At 61.5% G+C, this 16096-nt stretch carries 16 protein-coding genes; 5 read left to right on the forward strand and 11 right to left on the reverse strand.

The features are described 5' to 3' along the window. Positions 1–19 precede the first annotated feature (19 nt). The 7 genes from gmk to fabD all read right to left on the reverse strand — a co-directional run bounded on the left by gmk (position 20) and on the right by fabD (position 6392). The gene (gene gmk / locus FZF13_RS24160) at positions 20–673 is read right to left on the reverse strand and encodes a guanylate kinase (RefSeq protein WP_024926180.1); all 654 of its coding nucleotides are present in this window, start codon (positions 671–673) and stop codon (positions 20–22) included. Positions 674–676: 3 nt separating this feature from the next. After that, a complete protein-coding gene (locus tag FZF13_RS24165; protein ID WP_024926179.1) occupies positions 677–1567 on the reverse strand; it encodes a YicC/YloC family endoribonuclease in 891 nt (296 codons plus the stop codon). Positions 1568–1589: 22 nt separating this feature from the next. Continuing rightward, positions 1590–2804: an endolytic transglycosylase MltG gene (mltG, locus tag FZF13_RS24170; RefSeq protein WP_024926178.1), complete on the reverse strand. Its 1215-nt coding sequence runs from the start codon at positions 2802–2804 to the stop codon at positions 1590–1592. 116 nt (positions 2805–2920) lie between these two features. Then, positions 2921–4183: a beta-ketoacyl-ACP synthase II gene (gene fabF / locus FZF13_RS24175; protein ID WP_024926177.1), complete on the reverse strand. Its 1263-nt coding sequence runs from the start codon at positions 4181–4183 to the stop codon at positions 2921–2923. Between the two features lie 34 nt (positions 4184–4217). Further along, positions 4218–4454, reverse strand: a complete 237-nt coding sequence (locus FZF13_RS24180) for an acyl carrier protein (RefSeq protein ID WP_006203723.1) — start codon at positions 4452–4454, stop codon at positions 4218–4220. A gap of 206 nt (positions 4455–4660) precedes the next feature. Further along, on the reverse strand, positions 4661–5398 hold the full coding sequence (gene fabG, locus FZF13_RS24185) for a 3-oxoacyl-[acyl-carrier-protein] reductase (protein WP_024926176.1): 738 nt from the start codon (positions 5396–5398) through the stop codon (positions 4661–4663). A gap of 52 nt (positions 5399–5450) precedes the next feature. Next, positions 5451–6392 (reverse strand): ACP S-malonyltransferase, encoded by a 942-nt coding sequence (gene fabD, locus FZF13_RS24190; RefSeq protein WP_024926175.1) that lies wholly within the window; start codon positions 6390–6392, stop codon positions 5451–5453. Between the two features lie 273 nt (positions 6393–6665). On the opposite strand from fabD, the gene FZF13_RS24195 reads away from it, so the two are divergent. Together FZF13_RS24195 and rpmG are read left to right on the forward strand one after the other, a co-directional pair. After that, on the forward strand, positions 6666–8564 hold the full coding sequence (locus tag FZF13_RS24195; protein ID WP_373426399.1) for an LTA synthase family protein: 1899 nt from the start codon (positions 6666–6668) through the stop codon (positions 8562–8564). 155 nt (positions 8565–8719) lie between these two features. Then, positions 8720–8887: a 50S ribosomal protein L33 gene (gene rpmG / locus FZF13_RS24200; protein ID WP_006201775.1), complete on the forward strand. Its 168-nt coding sequence runs from the start codon at positions 8720–8722 to the stop codon at positions 8885–8887. A 398-nt stretch (positions 8888–9285) separates the two neighbouring features. Here the strand turns inward: rpmG and FZF13_RS24210 are convergent, their stop codons facing one another. Further along, a complete protein-coding gene (locus tag FZF13_RS24210; protein WP_024926173.1) occupies positions 9286–10659 on the reverse strand; it encodes a PleD family two-component system response regulator in 1374 nt (457 codons plus the stop codon). Between the two features lie 33 nt (positions 10660–10692). Continuing rightward, positions 10693–11064 (reverse strand): response regulator, encoded by a 372-nt coding sequence (locus FZF13_RS24215; RefSeq protein ID WP_024926172.1) that lies wholly within the window; start codon positions 11062–11064, stop codon positions 10693–10695. A gap of 240 nt (positions 11065–11304) precedes the next feature. Between FZF13_RS24215 and FZF13_RS24220 the strand changes: the two genes are divergently transcribed. Both FZF13_RS24220 and FZF13_RS24225 read left to right on the forward strand, forming a co-directional pair. Then, complete coding sequence (locus FZF13_RS24220) at positions 11305–11607, forward strand: DUF3572 domain-containing protein (protein ID WP_024926171.1); 303 nt, start codon at positions 11305–11307, stop codon at positions 11605–11607. Next, entirely contained in the window at positions 11604–12257 is a 654-nt protein-coding gene (locus tag FZF13_RS24225; protein WP_024926170.1) for a hypothetical protein, read from the forward strand. The genes FZF13_RS24220 and FZF13_RS24225 overlap by 4 nt, the downstream gene beginning before the upstream one ends. A 108-nt stretch (positions 12258–12365) precedes the next feature. On the opposite strand, the gene FZF13_RS24230 is transcribed toward FZF13_RS24225, so the two are convergent. Together FZF13_RS24230 and FZF13_RS24235 are read right to left on the reverse strand one after the other, a co-directional pair. Then, positions 12366–13976: a hypothetical protein gene (locus FZF13_RS24230; protein ID WP_024926169.1), complete on the reverse strand. Its 1611-nt coding sequence runs from the start codon at positions 13974–13976 to the stop codon at positions 12366–12368. Between the two features lie 149 nt (positions 13977–14125). After that, entirely contained in the window at positions 14126–14701 is a 576-nt protein-coding gene (locus tag FZF13_RS24235; protein WP_024926168.1) for a GNAT family N-acetyltransferase, read from the reverse strand. A gap of 64 nt (positions 14702–14765) precedes the next feature. Here FZF13_RS24235 and FZF13_RS24240 point away from each other — a divergent pair, with 64 nt between their 5' ends. Next, positions 14766–16094 (forward strand): DNA polymerase IV, encoded by a 1329-nt coding sequence (locus FZF13_RS24240; protein WP_024926167.1) that lies wholly within the window; start codon positions 14766–14768, stop codon positions 16092–16094. The last annotated feature ends 2 nt before the right edge of the window (positions 16095–16096 follow it).

Genomic DNA, 16096 nt, shown 5'->3' on the forward strand with positions numbered 1-16096 from the left:
CTATCGCAAGACGTGGGGCTCAGAGCGCCTCGTCGAGCAGACCGGAAACAAAATCGAACAGGCCGGGACGGCGGTCCCGCCGCAGCCGTTCGGCGCTTATGATCGCCTTCACTTCGGTAAAAGCCCGATCCAGATCATCATTGATGACAACGAAGTCGTATTCGGTCCAATGCTCGATCTCGTCGCGAGCATTCTTCAGCCGGGTTTCGATCACGGCTTCCTGATCTTCGGCGCGCCGCTTCAGTCGCGCCTTCAATTCAGCCATGGACGGCGGCAAGATGAAGACCGACACGATGTCACCGCGCATCTTCTCACGCAGCTGCTTGGCACCTTGCCAATCGATGTCGAACAACATGTCGCGGCCTTCGGCCATGGCTCGTTCCGCCGGCTCCCGCGGGGTCGCGTAAAAATTGCCGTGCACCTCCGCCCATTCGAGCAGTTCGTCATTGTCGCGCAGGATCTCGAATTCGCGCCTAGTGCGGAAATGGTAGTGACGACCGTCGATCTCGCTGCCGCGGCGCGGGCGGGTGGTCACGCTGACAGACAGCTCGAAGCCATGGTCGGCTTCCAGGAGATTGCGCGCGATGGTGGACTTGCCGGCACCGGATGGCGACGACAGAACGAGCATCAGGCCCCGGCGACGGATGCGGGAACCGGTGTCCTTGATGGCCATCTGCTACTCCAGATTCTGAACTTGTTCGCGAAACTGGTCGACGACGGCCTTCAGTTCCAATCCGATCGCGGTGACTGCTGCGGCGTTCGACTTCGAGCACAGCGTATTCGATTCGCGGTTGAATTCCTGCGCCAGAAAATCGAGCTTTCGGCCCACGGCACCGCCGCCAGCAAGCAGCGCCCTGCCCGAGACCACATGTGTCTTGAGCCGGTCGATCTCTTCGCGGATATCCGCCTTGGTCGCCAGAAAGGCCGCTTCCATGTTGAGACGAGCCTCGTCCAGCCCCGCAGCAGTGTCCATCAGCAGGCGCACTTGTTCGGCGATCTTCTCGCGTATGACACCGGGTTGACGCGAAGGGTCGGCCTCGGCGCGCAAGGTCAGCGCTTCGATCACATCCAGATGACCGGACAGCACCGAACGCAAGGCCTCGCCCTCGTTCTGACGTGCAGTCACAAGCCCCGTAAGCGCTTCGTCGAGCGCGCGTTCGATGACTGCATCAAGCGCACCGCGCATTTCCTCGGTTTCAACCGCCTCCGGAACCTCAAGAACACCCCGCAACGCGAGCAGTCCGTCAGCTGAAGCTGGAGACGCGCCGAATTGATCCTGCAGCCGCTTGGCGAGACCGGCGATGTCTTTGAGGAAAGCCTCATTGACCACAGGTTGCGCGGATGAACCGCCGGGACGACCAACAGTCAGTGTCGCCTGGAAATTGCCGCGCGCGAAACGCTTCTGCACGACCTGCCGGACGAGAGGCTCCAGCCGGTCGAAACCCTGCGGCAGGCGCAAGCGAACTTCAACGCTTTTGCCGTTGACCGATTTCACTTCCCAGGCAATCGCAGTTCCCTGATGGTCGGCAACCGCGCGTGCGAAGCCCGTCATACTTTGCAGATTCATGCCAGGCGCCCCCAAGCGCATATTATTGGGCCGCGTTGGCCCCGGTGCCGGCATTGTCGCCGTTGTCAGCAGGTTGCTCGGAATTGCCGGACTTCGCCGCGTCCTCCGCCTGCTTCTTCACGAGTGCGCGATAGCGGGCGACATTCTGATTGTGGTCGTCGAGCGTTTCGGCAAACACATGCCCGCCATTGCCGTCGGCGACAAAATAGAGATCCTTGGTCTTGGATGGATTGGCCACGGCCTCAAGCGAAGCGCGGCCAGGATTGGCGATCGGCGTCGGCGGCAAACCGTTGATCTGATAGGTGTTATAGGGTGTCTGCTTGTCGATGTCCGACTGATAGATCGGCCGGTCGCCGGGTTTGCCCTTGCCGCCGAACAATCCGTAGATGATCGTCGGATCCGACTGCAGGCGCATACCCTTGTTGAGGCGATTGAGGAAGACCGCTGCAACGCGCGAGCGCTCGTCGCTACGGCCCGTTTCCTTTTCGACAATCGAAGCCAGGGTGACGAATTCGTCGGCATTGGCCAACGGCAGATCGGGCGAACGACGCTTCCAGATTTCATCGACCAGCTCTTTCTGATCGGCAAGCAGCTTGTCGACCATCTGCTGGCGGGTGGCACCGCGCGTGAAACGCAGCGTGTCAGTGGCCAGGCTGCCTTCAGCAGGCAGTTGCGTCGGCATGTTGCCCGTCAGGGCATCCTCCGCGGCGACGCGTGCAAACGCCTGCTCGACCGTCAGACCTTCCGGAATGGTCAGTGAATACATCACCGACTTGCCGCTTTTCAGAAGATTCATGATCTCGCGCATCGACGCATGCGGCTTGATCTCATACTCGCCGGCCTTGAGCGCCTGGTCGTTGCCATAGGCCCGCACACCGAGCCGGAAGATGCGCGCATCGCTGATGAAGCCGCGCCGCTCGAGCTGATCGGCAATGTCCTGGACACCGGTGGCTGGCTTGACCAGGAAGGTGTCGCCATTGGCCGACGGGCCTGCCTCAAAGAACTCCTGCCGACCGAAATAGACGGCGGCGCCGGTCGCCAGAACGGCGAGCATGACGCAGGATACCAAGAAGTTCATGAAAACCACGATCTGGCCGCGCGAAGCGCGCGAACGCTTGGACGGCGGCGGCGTACCGGCTTCCGGGCGCAAGGCCTCGCTTGCGGTCTTCGGTATGATCGTCGTCGGCTGCGTGGTGACCTGGCCGCCGTCTTCGTTGTTCGCCGGTGTGGTGTTCATAACGCCCTGCCATAGGTTCTATCGACGAATCCCCTCGGGACAGTAGAGGGGATTGTGGCAAAAATGACGGACTTGTCCGCCCTGGAGCTGTCGAAAGACCGTTGGGAGCCGGTCAATCAGCCATTGTAGCGCTGGAAAACCAGCGATGCGTTGGTGCCGCCAAATCCGAAGGAATTGGACAGCGCCACATCGATCTGACGCTCGCGCGGCTTATTCGGCACGAGGTCGATTGCCGTCTCGCGTTCAGGATTGTCGAGATTGATGGTAGCCGGTGCGATGTTGTCGCGAATGGCCAGAATCGAGAAGATCGCTTCCGCGGCGCCCGCGGCGCCCAGAAGATGGCCGATCGACGATTTGGTGGACGACATCGAAACTTTCGAAGCTGCATTGCCGACCAGGCGCTCGACGGCGCCGAGCTCGATCGTGTCGGCCATGGTCGAGGTGCCATGGGCATTGATGTAGTCGACGTCGGCAGGCGTCAGCTTGGCACGCTTCAACGCCGCCGTCATGCAGCGGAAAGCACCGTCGCCGTCTTCCGCCGGCGCGGTGATGTGATAGGCATCGCCGGTGAGACCGTAACCGGTGACCTCGGCGTAAATCTTGGCGCCACGCGCCTTGGCGTGTTCCAGTTCTTCCAGAACCACCACACCGGCGCCCTCGCCCATGACGAAACCGTCGCGGTCGCGATCATAGGGGCGCGAAGCCTTTTCAGGTGTATCGTTGCGCTCGGTCGAAAGCGCGCGGCAAGCCGCGAAACCAGCCAGCGAAAGGCGAGTGACCGGCGCTTCGGCACCGCCCGCAACCATGACATCGGCATCGCCGAACTGGATCAGCCTGGCTGCGTCGCCGATCGCATGCGCGCCGGTCGAGCAAGCCGTCACCACGGCATGGTTCGGTCCCTTCAGACCGTGCCTAATCGACACCTGGCCAGAGACCAGATTGATGATCTGCCCAGGAATGAAGAAGGGGCTGATACGGCGCGGCCCTTTTTCCTGAAGGATCAGCGCATTCTCAGCGATGCCTTCGATGCCGCCAATGCCCGAACCGATCATCACGCCGGTCGCGCACTGTTCTTCATGCGTCTTCGGCTGCCAGCCGGAATCCCTCAGCGCTTCATCGGCGGCCGCAATCCCGTACAGGATGAAGTCGCCGATCTTGCGCAGTTCCTTGGGTTCCAGGAAGGCTTCCGGGTTGAAGGTGGCGTCCTCGCCGTTACCACGTGGAATCACGTGCGCGATCTTGCAGGCAAGATCTTCGACCTCGAACTCGGTGACGCGCCGCGCGGCGCTACGGCCGGTGAGCAATTCTCGCCAGCCGTGCTCGACCCCAACGCCGAATGGTGAAAGCAGGCCGAGGCCCGTAACGACGACGCGCCTCATTGCATGCCCTCTCCGAAGACGTAAGCCGGAAAAATCAGGCCGAGGCCTTGTCGATGTACTTCACGGCGTCGCCGACCGTGAGGATGGTCTCTGCCGCGTCGTCCGGGATTTCAACGCCGAACTCTTCCTCGAACGCCATGACAAGCTCAACCGTGTCGAGGCTGTCCGCGCCGAGATCGTCGATGAAGGAGGCCTGCTCAGTCACCTTGTCGGCATCGACGCCCAGATGCTCGATAACGATCTTTTTGACGCGCTCTGCGGTGTCACTCATTTTGGCATCCTTCGTTCTATTGTCTTGTCTTCGTTAGCGGGCACAATGCCGCTAATCAAGCTGAAAGATAGGCCGGGCTGAATACAACAATAACTGGCCGGCTTTTGCCCGAACCGCCGGGTTGCGGGCCGCATTACACGAAAACGGCTTGGCATCCAAGGCGGTAAGGGTGTTTTTCCAACGCGATCACGGGTCGCGTCGGAACGTCAGATCATCGCCATGCCGCCATTGACGTGGAGCGTCTGGCCGGTGACGTAGGACGCTTCCGTCGACGCAAGATAGGCGACCGCCGACGCAACTTCCTCGCCCGTGCCCATGCGCTTGGCCGGAATGGCGGCCATGATCATTTCCTTCTGTTTTTCGTTCAGCTTGTCGGTCATGGCCGATTCGATAAAGCCGGGGGCGACGCAGTTGACGGTCACGTTGCGGGTGGCGATCTCCTGCGCCAGCGACTTTGAGAAGCCGATCATCCCGGCCTTGGAAGCGCAATAATTGGCCTGGCCGGGATTGCCGGTGACGCCCACGACGGAGGTGATGTTGATGATGCGGCCGTAGCGGCGGCGCATCATCGGGTGGGTGAGTTCGCGGGTCAGCCGGAACACGGCGGTCAAATTGACTTCGATCACGCTGTCCCAGTCGGCATCGGACATGCGCACGAACAGGCCGTCCTTGGTGATGCCGGCATTGTTGACGAGGATATCCACGCCCTCCAGATCGGCCTCCGCCTTCTGGCCGAGCGCCTTGACTTCATCGCGGTCGGACAGGTTTGCCGGAAAAATCTTCACGCGGTCGCCCAGCTCGGCAGCGAGTGTCTCCAGCTTCTCGACGCGCGTGCCATGCAGGCCGACAATGGCGCCCTGTCTATGGAGCAGGCGTGCAATGGCCTCGCCAATGCCACCGGTGGCTCCGGTGACGAGCGCCTTGCGGCCGGTCAAATCGAACATGTTTCGTCCCCTCTCAAGCACACCCTTCACACGGGTGGGGTCATCAGGCTTTCTAGGCTAGTGCCGCGAGTGCGGCATCGATATCGGCAGGCGTTCCGACGGAAACGGTTGCGATATCGCGATTGATACGCCGCGCCAAGCCGGACAGCACCTTGCCGGCGCCGACTTCATAAAGCGCGGTCACGCCGTTGGCGCCGAACCATTCGACCGTCTCGCGCCACCGCACGCGGCCGGTGACCTGCTCGACCAGACGGGCGGCAATGGCATCCGGATCGGTGGTCGGCGACACCGAGACATTGGAAACAACGGGAACGATCGGGACATTCTTCGCCACCCCGGCCAGCGCCTCGCGCATGGCTTCGGCGGCCGGCGCCATCAAAGCGGAATGGAAAGGCGCCGACACCTGGAGCATCAGCGCACGCTTGGCACCCTTCTCCGTGCAAAGCTTGGCGGCCAGTTCCACGGCCGCCTTGGCGCCGGAAATCACCAGTTGGCCGCCGCCATTGTCGTTGGCAACCTGGCAGACCGAGCCTTTTGCAGCTTCGGCACAGGCGGCTTCGACGTCTGGCTGCTCAAGGCCGATAATGGCCGCCATGGCGCCCTCGCCCACCGGAACGGCCGATTGCATGGCATTGCCACGAATGCGCAGCAGGCGTGCGGCATCGGCCACCGAGACGAAACCGGCAGCGGCGAGCGCGGAATATTCGCCAAGCGAATGGCCCGCGACATAGGCAACCTTGTCCTTCAGTGAAAAGCCACGGGCTTCCAGCGCACGGACGGCAGCCAGCGACACGGCCATCAGCGCCGGCTGGGCGTTGGCCGTCAGCGTCAGCGTCTCCTCCGGCCCTTCCCAGATCAGGGAAGACAGTTTTTCACCAAGGGCCTCATCGACTTCTTCGAAGACGCGCCGGGCCTCGGGGAATGCCTCGGCCAGGTCCTTGCCCATGCCGACAGCCTGGCTGCCCTGCCCCGGAAAGGTGAATGCCACCGCCATAGAGAGCTCCAACTGGTTAATCACGCCTGCCTGTGCGCAAGCCCAGCCCACAAGTCAAGAGCCCAGCGTGCCCGCCGGGCGAGACACGCGGAGCGGCGCCAGCCAGTTTTGCAGCGATCAATCATGATAAAAACCGAACACGATTCGTTTGCTGGCTCTTCTAAATTTTGCCACAGGCGCTAGCTTTCCGTGACATTTGAATGACAGTTTGATGACGCATTCATAATGCAGGTGGGGATCTACGAATTGGCGAAAGGTTTGTCGGGGAGCGGTATGACTGCGCCGAAGCATAAGTATGACAGCGCCTTCCCCGGCTTCGAGCCGGGAGAAGAAAGGCGTGCCATGCGGTATTGCCTGGTCACCCTGGTGGCGTCGGCCGTGCTGGTTTTCGCCATTGAGCTCATCTTCCGCGGCGACATCGTCAGCACACTCGGCTTCTTCGTGCAGCCATTCAAGCCCGGCTGGACGACGGTCGTTCTGTTCACCCTCATCCTCATCGGCCTCGATGCCCTGCTTGGACGCAATTACCAGGGCGTGATGATCTTCGCGCCGGTGACGCTGGCGCTCGCTTTCATCGGCCACCAGAAATCGCGCTATCTCGGCGATCCGCTCTATCCCACGGACTTTCTTTACGCGCGGCAGATTGTGGAACTGATGCCGCTCCTGGTGCGCGAACGCCCTTGGACAGGCGTTGCGCTCGGCGCAGGCATCCTGGCGACGATTGCCTTGCTCATCGCATTGTGGCTCGGCTGGCGCCGCCGCACCTCGACATTGCGCTACAAGGCCCGTCTCGCCCGCCTCACCGTGGCTATTCCCCTGTTGGCGTTCTTCGTTTCGATCATGGACTACGCCGCTTTCTCGTGGACGCGCGATCGTCTGCAGATCATCCCGATGATGTGGGACCAGAAGGAAAACTACAATTCGAACGGCTTCGCGCTGGCCTTCGCACTCAACGTGCCTATGGCCCATGTCGTGGCTCCCCTGGGCTATTCAGACAAGGCAATCGAGACGATCGCCAGACCCGAGGTGGGCGCGGTTGTGCCCGAGGACAAGCCCGACATCATCATGGTGATGAGCGAATCCTTCTGGGATCCGATGACGCTGCCGAACGTCTCCGTCACGCCTGACCCCATCCCGACGGTACGTGCGGCCCGCGCTGGCTCGGTGTTTTCGCCCGAGTTCGGTGGCATGACGGCCAATGTCGAATTCGAAGCACTGACCGGTTTCTCGAATGCCTTCCTGCCGGCCGGCTCCATTCCCTACCAGCAATATGTGCGCGCGCCGGTTCCTTCGTTGGCAACATTTCTGAAGAGCGAAGGCTATTCGGCACGGGCCTTCCATCCGGGCACCAACTGGTTCTGGAACCGCACTGCGGTCTATGCCGATTTCGGCTTCGACGACTTCCAGTCGGAAGAGACCATGCCTTACATGGCAAAGCGCGGGCCGCTCGCCTCCGACGAAGCGATGACCGACCAGCTCATCAGCGCGGCGGACGCTTCGGAGGAGCCGTTCTTCTACTTCGCGGTCAGCCTGCAGAATCACGGCCCCTACGAACCCACCCGCTACTCCGACACCACGCGTGTCGTGCAGGCGCCGATCAGCCAATGGGCACGGGATTCGCTGGCTTCTTATGCCGAGGGTGCGGCTGACGCGGATATCAATCTCAAGCGGCTGATGGACTGGGCTCAGAAGCGTGAGCGGCCGACTGTCATCGTGTTCTTCGGCGATCATCTGCCGCCGCTCGGTCCGGTCTATGTCGAGACCGGGTTCCTGAAGGACAATGTGGCGCCACGCAAGGAAGCGCCCGATCAGATGCGCCTGCACCGCGAAACGCCGCTGGTCGTCTGGTCCAACCGGACGGGGCCGGCGAAGGACGTCGGCTCGATCAGCCCGGCCTTCCTGCCCTATCATCTGCTCAAGGCCGCAGGCATCACGCACCCCTACTACACGGACTTCCTCGGCCAGATCAGCGAACGATACAACGTTGTCGACCGCAACCTGCTGCTTGCCACCGACGGCGCCGCCACGGCCGACTGGGCGAGGCAGAAGGAGATCGCCCCGCTCATCCGCGACTATCGCTACCTGCAGTACGACATGATGTTCGGCAAGCGCTGGTCCGCGCCCGACTTCTTCCCGGAAACGGTGAACAAACTCGTCGCGCATACGAGCTGACGGACGCCGGCAGACGCATGAAAATCCGGCCTAGCCCTTGGCCGGACTTGACTTTCCGAGCGCTTTCTTTATGTGTCCGGCCAAGTTTTCCGCGTCCGGGGTTTTCTTCCCGTGTCCCAGCGGCTCGAACTCCACGAAATCAACGGACGAACATCATGGCCAAAGCCGCGAACATCAAGATCAAGCTTCTTTCGACCGCCGACACCGGCTTCTTCTATGTGACGAGCAAGAACAGCCGCACCAAGACCGACAAGCTGTCGTTCCGCAAGTACGACCCGGTCGCCAAGAAGCATGTCGAATTCAAGGAAACCAAGATCAAGTAATCTGGTTTCCGTCATGAAATGCAAAACGCCGCCCTCTGGGCGGCGTTTTTGTTTGCGCGGACGGAAAACCGGCATTCTCCACCCTCTAGGACATTTTGTTGATGTCGAGAGTGAAGAATAAGGGGGCCGGTCGGCGTGATGGCAGCGGTACGAGGAGGCCACTATATGCCAGCGCCGGCCGGCCGACCCCACGGACCCAGGAGATGCGGCGGACCTGAGCATCATGGGGTATCAGTGGAACTGCCGGATTTGCCCCCGCACCGACCGTCCCTCATTTGCGCGAGCACATTTGCCCAAGCTTATTCAAAAATCAACACTTTCTTAACCACGGACCGCGAATCGCCGGGGTTAAGGTAAACAGTCAGCGTTATCGGCGAGCACGGAGCGGCTGCTTGCCGTCAGGCTGCGTTGGCCACCACCCTGTTGCGGCCGCTGTTCTTGGCTTCGTAGAGGGCCAGATCAGCCCGCTTCATCAAGGCCTCGACCGTATCGCGCCCGTGCAGCAGCGAGGAAACGCCGACGCTGATCGTAATCTCCGCGGTCTGTCCGTCTCGCCCGATTGCAAACGGCACCTTCGCGATTTCGGCGCGAATGCGCTCGGCAACCTTTTCGGCGATCGCGCCTTCCGTATCCGGCATGACCACGACGAACTCCTCGCCGCCGAAACGACAGGCAAGGTCGATGCCGCGAACGTTCTTGCGCAGGCGATAGGCAAACTCGCGCAGCACGTCATCGCCACCGTCATGGCCAAAAGTGTCGTTGATGGTCTTGAAGCGATCGAGGTCGGTTATCATCACCGCCAACGGCCGGCGCCGCGCCACAGCCCGGTCGAACAAGGTTTGCAGATGGCTATCCAGGTAGCGACGGTTGTGCAGGCCGGTCAGCCCGTCCGTCACCGCCATCTCGATGGTCTGGGTCACGGAAGCGCGCAGCTGGTCATTGTAGCGCTTGCGGCGAACCTGCGTGCGCAACCGCGCGATCAACTCATGCGGATCGATCGGCCTGGTCAGATAGTCGTTGATGCCGAGTTCCAGGCCGCGAATGACCCTGTCCTCTTCACCCTGGTTGGCCAGCAATATGATCGGCACGAAGCGGGTGCGGTCGAGCGAGCGCAATTGCGAGCAAAGCCGCAGCGGATCGAAGTCGGCGAAATCGGTCGACACGAGGACACATTCGTAAGGCGTCTCGGCTGCCTGGAAGAAGCCGGCATGCGGATCCTTCGCCGTGTCAAGCGCGACCCGATCCCGCAAGGCCTTGCGAATGCGTTCCGAAGAGGCTTCGCGCTCATCGACAAGAAGCACGCGCGGCAAGGTATCGTCGTCGGCGATGTTGCGCGCCAGCAATTCCTCGATGCCGATGTTGCGTGTAGTCGAAGCGCGAAGGCGCAGCTCGTCGGTCAGCATCTTGAGGCGCACCAGGCTTTTCACCCGGGTCATCAACTGAAGATCGTTGACGGGCTTGGTGAGGAAGTCGTCCGCGCCAGCCTCAAGCCCCCGCACGCGGTCGGTCACCTGATCGAGAGCGGTGACCATCACCACCGGGATATGGGCCGTGGCCGGATCGCTCTTCAAGCGGCGGCAGACTTCGAAACCATCCATGTCCGGCATCATGACGTCGAGCAGCACCACATCGACCTTGCCGTTCTCGCAGGTCTCGATCGCATCGGGGCCGTTCGTCGCCGTCAGCACGTCGAAATATTCAGCTAGGAGCCGAACTTCCAGTAGCTTGACGTTGGCCGGCACGTCGTCGACGACAAGGATGCGGGCAGTCATTTCATGCGGCTCCGGGCTGGTGGCGAACAACCATCAGGCGTCACCCAGATAGGATTTCACGGTCTCGATGAAGCGCGGCACCGATATCGGCTTCGAAATATAGGCTTCGCAACCACCCTGGCGAATGCGCTCCTCATCCCCCTTCATGGCGAAGGCGGTGACCGCGATGACCGGAATGACGTGCAATTCGTCGTCTTCCTTCAGCCACTTGGTCACTTCCAGCCCTGACACTTCCGGCAGTTGGATATCCATGAGGATCAAGTCGGGCCGATGTTTGCGCGCAAGATCGAGCGCTTCGAGACCGTTACGGGTGCGCACGGTTTCATAGCCGCTGGCCTCGATGAGGTCGCGAAAGAGCTTCATATTGAGCTCATTGTCTTCGACGATCATTACCTTCTTCGGCATTCTTTCCCGCTCCGACGACATTCCCGCGCGGAAACCGTCGTGATGCACTCCATCCCGAAGCGCCCAAACCCGGCTCCACATTAGCGCGAGATGATTGACGAAACGCAAACCGGCGGTGTGAAATCCGACCAGTCTGCACACAACAAGACAACAGCAACATCACACAAGCCTTGCCCTTGGCGACGCTTGTGACTACTTCCAGATGCAGACTCATCACCATTGTCGGAATCAAAGGTAGCGATGGCAGACGCAGCGTCAATGCGTGAGCAGGCAGAGGCCCTCGCCGTCGGCGCGTTGGCCTTTGTTGCCAGCGACGCAGAATTGCTGCCCCGCTTCCTTGCGATTACCGGCATCGAAGCCAGTTCGATCCGGCGCGCGGCGGCGGAACCTGGCTTCCTGGCCGGAGTATTGCAATTCATCCTGGCGCATGAACCGACCTTGATGCGCTTCTGCGAGGAGACCGGCACCCCGCCGGCAGCGGTCGGCAAGGCGTTGCACGCCTTGCCGCTCGGAAACCAAGACGATTATGAGCGTTCGACATGAGTGACGATCCAGAGACAGCCCGCCAGATCGCCGAACTGGCCAGCGACCACCGTCCGCTGCTGGTGCTCGACGTCGACGACGTGATCCTCGAATTCATCCGCCCGTTTCCGCGCTTTCTCGAACAGCGCGGCTACGATCTGACCTTCGCCTCGTTCAGGCTGACCGGCAATGTCTCCGAGCGTGGCACAGGCCGGGTGGCCGAGCAGCATGAAGTGCACACGCTGCTGGACGACTTCTTCGCCGGCCAGGCTGAGTGGCAGTATGTTGCTGAAGGCGCTGCTGAGACCTTGAAATCACTGGAGGACCGGGCCGAAATCGTGTTGCTGACGGCGATGCCGCACAAGCATCGCTCCGCGCGGCGCGCCCATCTCGACCAGCTCGGCCTCCGTTACCCGCTGCTCACCACCGAAATGGCCAAGGGCCCGGCGGTGGCAAAACTTCGCGGCGACAAGGGGCGACCGATCGCTTTCGTCGACGATCAGCCCAACAATCTGATCTCGGCGCGTGGTTCGGTTGCCGATGCGCATCTTTTCCACCTGATGGCCGACAATTCGCTGCGTGCGTTCCTGCCGCCGCTGCCGGACGACCTGATCGTGGTACAGGATTGGCACGAAGCCGCTCCAAAGATCGCCCAGGCGCTGGGCGTTTAGAAAGACCGCTTAACGCGCGGATATCCCACAAAAGAAAAGCCCCGCTCATGATCTCTGGGCGGGGCTTTTCCATTTTTTATCGCGGTCGAACCGGCAGCCGCGTGGCCTCTATTGCTGTGGCGCCGGCTGCTCCTGTTCGGAATCCTGCGGCGCCTCCTCGCTCTGGTCGGGGTCCTGCGCCGGATCGGTGGCCTGATCGTCCGTCGCGTTGTCGTCCGTCACGCCTTCCTCGCCGGGTTGCACGACCGGGTCGGCTGCCTTGACCGTGACGCCGTTGACGATGACGGATCCGTCCGACTTGCCGTTCACCACCCATTCGATGCGGCCGTCCGGCAGGGTCTTGGCAAAACCCTTCATTGCCAGCGCGGCGGCAACGGCATTGCTTGCATCCGGTGTGGTCTTGGAAGCTTCCTGCAGCGTCTCCACGATCTTGTCATAGCCAGAGACGGTCACCGTCATGTCGACGTCCGGCTTCTTGGTCGGGTCCGGCTTGTCATACGGGAAACGGACCTCGCCCTTGAACGCGATCTCGGTGTCCTTGTTCTTGATGACGCTGGGCTCGATCAGTACCTTGGGCGACTTGGCCAGGAACTCGGCTCCGATCTGGTCGCCGAATTCGGCGGGCAGCGGCGGCTCCTTGGTCAGGTCGAAGGCGTCGATGGACTTGCGCGCCATGGTATCGAGATCGAGATTGGCGCCGCCGAAATTGAGCTCGATATCGGTGGGCAACAGCGAAGCGCTCCAGGTCGGCAGCATTTGCGCCGCGATTGCCGGCACGGTCAGACCGCTGGCCTTCAGCCCGTAGCTCACCGTACCGTTCTTGCTGACGCCGTCGGCACCGAACTTGGCCACCAGCTCGGTCGTGTTGAACTCGCCGAGTGGCGTACCGACCTTGAAATCCTTGAACTTATAGGTGCCGTCAAAGCGCTGCCAAACCGGCAACGCCGCCAGCAGCAAGGTCTTGAGCTCCGCTTGATTGGCCTTGAGCTTGGCTTCGTCCTCATTGGCAACGCCGAAACCGACGAGATCGAGTATCGCGCGGCTGCGCAGTCCCTTGGCCGTCGCATCCACCACCAGGCTCGGCGAGTTGAAGGTCAGCGGCATCTTCATGCCGGTTTCGGTATCGTCGATCGTGACCGTCTCGCTGAAGTCAGCCATAGTCTGCGACATGGCGAAATCGACGCCACCGTCCGCCGCCTTGGTCGCAGTGCCGGTCATCGTTGTCGCCCCGGCGCGTGCCTCGACGCTCGACTTCGCATCCTTCGAAGCCATAGTCATGCCGGCCATCGAGGACGTCAGATTGGTGAAGGCAGCGAGGGCCGGGTCGTAGACGCCGGCCATCTTGCCGTCCTTCAGATCGAACTCGGTAGTCTGTTGTCCCTCGGGGCCCTTTACCTCGAACGTTCCCTTCGACGAGAAGGTGCTGCCGACATCCCAGGTGCCGTCGGGGCGCGGTTTGACATTCAGCACATAGGGCGGCAGGTCGAATTTGACGAAATCCTGCTCTGGCATCGCCTTGACGAGCGCCTTGAAATCGACGGTGAGCTGGTAGGCGTCACCCTTAGGCTCCACTTTTACAACGCCCTTCTCGAAAGCCTGATTTCCGAGATAGCGGGCAATGTCCTTCTGGATTTGGGCGGCACCCTGGGCATCGATGCCCTGTGCGAAGGCCGGGGCGCAGATCGCCAAAGCCGAAACAGTCGTCAAAACACGGCGCACTTATGGTCTCCACTTTTGTTCAAGGACGAAAAGCCCAATCCGATCGGACCCTTCGTAGGAAATTACAGCCTCAATCACAAGGCGACATGACAAGGCCAACGCAGCCGGCGTGGCTTGAAGGCCGATGGCGCTGCAGGTGCGCCGACGGACTACAGAATCAGCCGCATCAGCGGTCGCCCCGCCTTGCGTTCGACAAGACGCTGGAAGCCTGCCTGCTCGAAAACGCGCGAAGAGCCAACGAACAGCCCGACGGAACGCGAATCGCGCGACAGGTCGATCGGGCACGCTTCGATCATCCGGGCTCCGCTGCTACGGGCAAAATCGATGCCGCCGGCCACCAGCCGGTGGGTCAGTCCCTGACCACGAGCCTTGGTGCGGATGAAAAAACACGAGATTGCCCACACAGCTGGATCGTCCGCATCGGTTGCATCGACCGGCGCCGATCCCCTGCCCTTGTTGTTCCACTCGGGCACGTCGGCGCGCGGACCGATCTGCATCCAGCCATTCGCCACGCCATCTTCCAACACCAGCAGGCCCGGCGGCGGCCCAGCCTCGATGCGTGTCCTGATATGATCCTTGTTGCTCTGGCGACTGCCCGACCGCCGTTCCGCCGGAGGCAGCCGGAAATGCGTGCACCAACAGCCATAGCAGGCGCCCTGCTTGCCGAACAAATCTTCGAATTGCGGCCATAGATCCGGGGTCAAATGGTGGATTTCGATGCTCATGACGCGTCCCTCCAGTCGCCTTGCATGGACCGGCCGTGTAGACTACATTGACAATGTTCTCTTTATGTTCGCAGTGATGGCGGCACCTGTCAACGATCCCGAGCATGGTTTTTGTCGCGACTGCCTGACGCCACAGCGCAGCAGAGCGATGCGCTGTGAACGATGCGGCAGCCCGCGCATCGTTCGCCATGCCGAACTTTACAGCCTGCACCTTGCCCATATCGACTGCGACGCTTTCTATGCGGCGGTCGAGAAACGCGACAATCCGGCGCTGCGCGACAAGCCGGTCATTGTCGGCGGCGGCAAGCGCGGCGTGGTCTCGACCGCATGCTACATTGCCCGCATCCATGGCGTACGCTCGGCGATGCCGATGTTCAAGGCGCTCGAGGCATGCCCCGAGGCCATCGTCGTCAAACCGGACATGGAGAAGTATGTGCGGGTGGGACGCGAGGTGCGCGCCATGATGCTGGCGCTGACACCTCTGGTCGAGCCGATCTCGATCGACGAGGCGTTCCTGGACCTTGCCGGAACGGAGAAACTGCATGGCCTGCCGCCGGCGCTGGTGCTGGCGCGTTTCGCGCAAGCCGTCGAGAAAGAGATCGGCATCACTGTTTCGGCCGGGCTTTCCTACTGCAAGTTTCTGGCCAAGATCGCGTCGGACTTCCGCAAGCCGCGCGGCTACGCAGTGATCGGTGAGGAGGAAGCGGTGTCGTTCCTCGCCGAGCAGCCGGTGACGATGATCTGGGGGGTCGGCAAGGCCTTCGCCGAAGTGCTGGCCCGCGACGGCATCCGCATGATCGGCCAATTGCAGAAGATGGAACGCAGCGACCTGATGGGGCGCTATGGAGTGATGGGGGATCGGCTTTATCGCCTGTCGCGCGGCGAGGATGATCGACGCGTTCATCCAGACCATGACGCAAAAAGCGTATCCGCCGAAACGACATTCGATACCGACATCGCCAAGATGGACGACCTTCTTCCGGTGCTGCGGGCATTGTCCGAAAAAGTATCGGCGCGACTGAAGAAGGCCGGCATAGCCGGCCGCACAGTCGTGCTCAAGCTCAAGAGCCAGGACTTCAAGCTACGCACACGCAACAGGCAGCTTGCCGATCCAACCCGACTCGCCGACCGCATTTTTTCAACCGGGCTCGACCTGTTGCGCCGGGAGGCGGACGGCACCAGATATCGCCTTCTGGGCATCGGCGTCAGCGACCTTTCCGACGACGAGAAGGCCGATCCGCCTGATCTTGTCGATCTGCAATCGCGCAAGCGGGCGCTGGCCGAGGGCGCAATCGACACGTTGCGCGACAAGTTCGGACGCAAGGCGGTGGAAACCGGCTATACGTTCGGCAAGGGACGCAATGCCCATCCGCCGGAACATCTCGACGACTGACG

This window comes from Mesorhizobium terrae, assembly GCF_008727715.1.
Lineage (GTDB): Bacteria > Pseudomonadota > Alphaproteobacteria > Rhizobiales > Rhizobiaceae > Mesorhizobium > Mesorhizobium terrae.

What these genes read in the sequence shown, in the direction of transcription:
- FZF13_RS24215 (WP_024926172.1), bottom strand. Translation starts at nt 11,064, where the DNA reads ATGCCGAAGAAGGTAATGATCGTCGAAGACAATGAGCTCAATATGAAG.
- FZF13_RS24225 (WP_024926170.1), top strand. Translation starts at nt 11,604, where the DNA reads ATGAGTGACGATCCAGAGACAGCCCGCCAGATCGCCGAACTGGCCAGC.
- FZF13_RS24165 (WP_024926179.1), bottom strand. Translation starts at nt 1,567, where the DNA reads ATGAATCTGCAAAGTATGACGGGCTTCGCACGCGCGGTTGCCGACCAT.
- FZF13_RS24195 (WP_373426399.1), top strand. Translation starts at nt 6,666, where the DNA reads ATGACTGCGCCGAAGCATAAGTATGACAGCGCCTTCCCCGGCTTCGAG.
- FZF13_RS24220 (WP_024926171.1), top strand. Translation starts at nt 11,305, where the DNA reads ATGGCAGACGCAGCGTCAATGCGTGAGCAGGCAGAGGCCCTCGCCGTC.
- FZF13_RS24240 (WP_024926167.1), top strand. Translation starts at nt 14,766, where the DNA reads ATGTTCGCAGTGATGGCGGCACCTGTCAACGATCCCGAGCATGGTTTT.
- fabF (WP_024926177.1), bottom strand. Translation starts at nt 4,183, where the DNA reads ATGAGGCGCGTCGTCGTTACGGGCCTCGGCCTGCTTTCACCATTCGGC.
- rpmG (WP_006201775.1), top strand. Translation starts at nt 8,720, where the DNA reads ATGGCCAAAGCCGCGAACATCAAGATCAAGCTTCTTTCGACCGCCGAC.
- gmk (WP_024926180.1), bottom strand. Translation starts at nt 673, where the DNA reads ATGGCCATCAAGGACACCGGTTCCCGCATCCGTCGCCGGGGCCTGATG.
- mltG (WP_024926178.1), bottom strand. Translation starts at nt 2,804, where the DNA reads ATGAACACCACACCGGCGAACAACGAAGACGGCGGCCAGGTCACCACG.
- FZF13_RS24235 (WP_024926168.1), bottom strand. Translation starts at nt 14,701, where the DNA reads ATGAGCATCGAAATCCACCATTTGACCCCGGATCTATGGCCGCAATTC.
- fabD (WP_024926175.1), bottom strand. Translation starts at nt 6,392, where the DNA reads ATGGCGGTGGCATTCACCTTTCCGGGGCAGGGCAGCCAGGCTGTCGGC.
- FZF13_RS24210 (WP_024926173.1), bottom strand. Translation starts at nt 10,659, where the DNA reads ATGACTGCCCGCATCCTTGTCGTCGACGACGTGCCGGCCAACGTCAAG.
- fabG (WP_024926176.1), bottom strand. Translation starts at nt 5,398, where the DNA reads ATGTTCGATTTGACCGGCCGCAAGGCGCTCGTCACCGGAGCCACCGGT.
- FZF13_RS24180 (WP_006203723.1), bottom strand. Translation starts at nt 4,454, where the DNA reads ATGAGTGACACCGCAGAGCGCGTCAAAAAGATCGTTATCGAGCATCTG.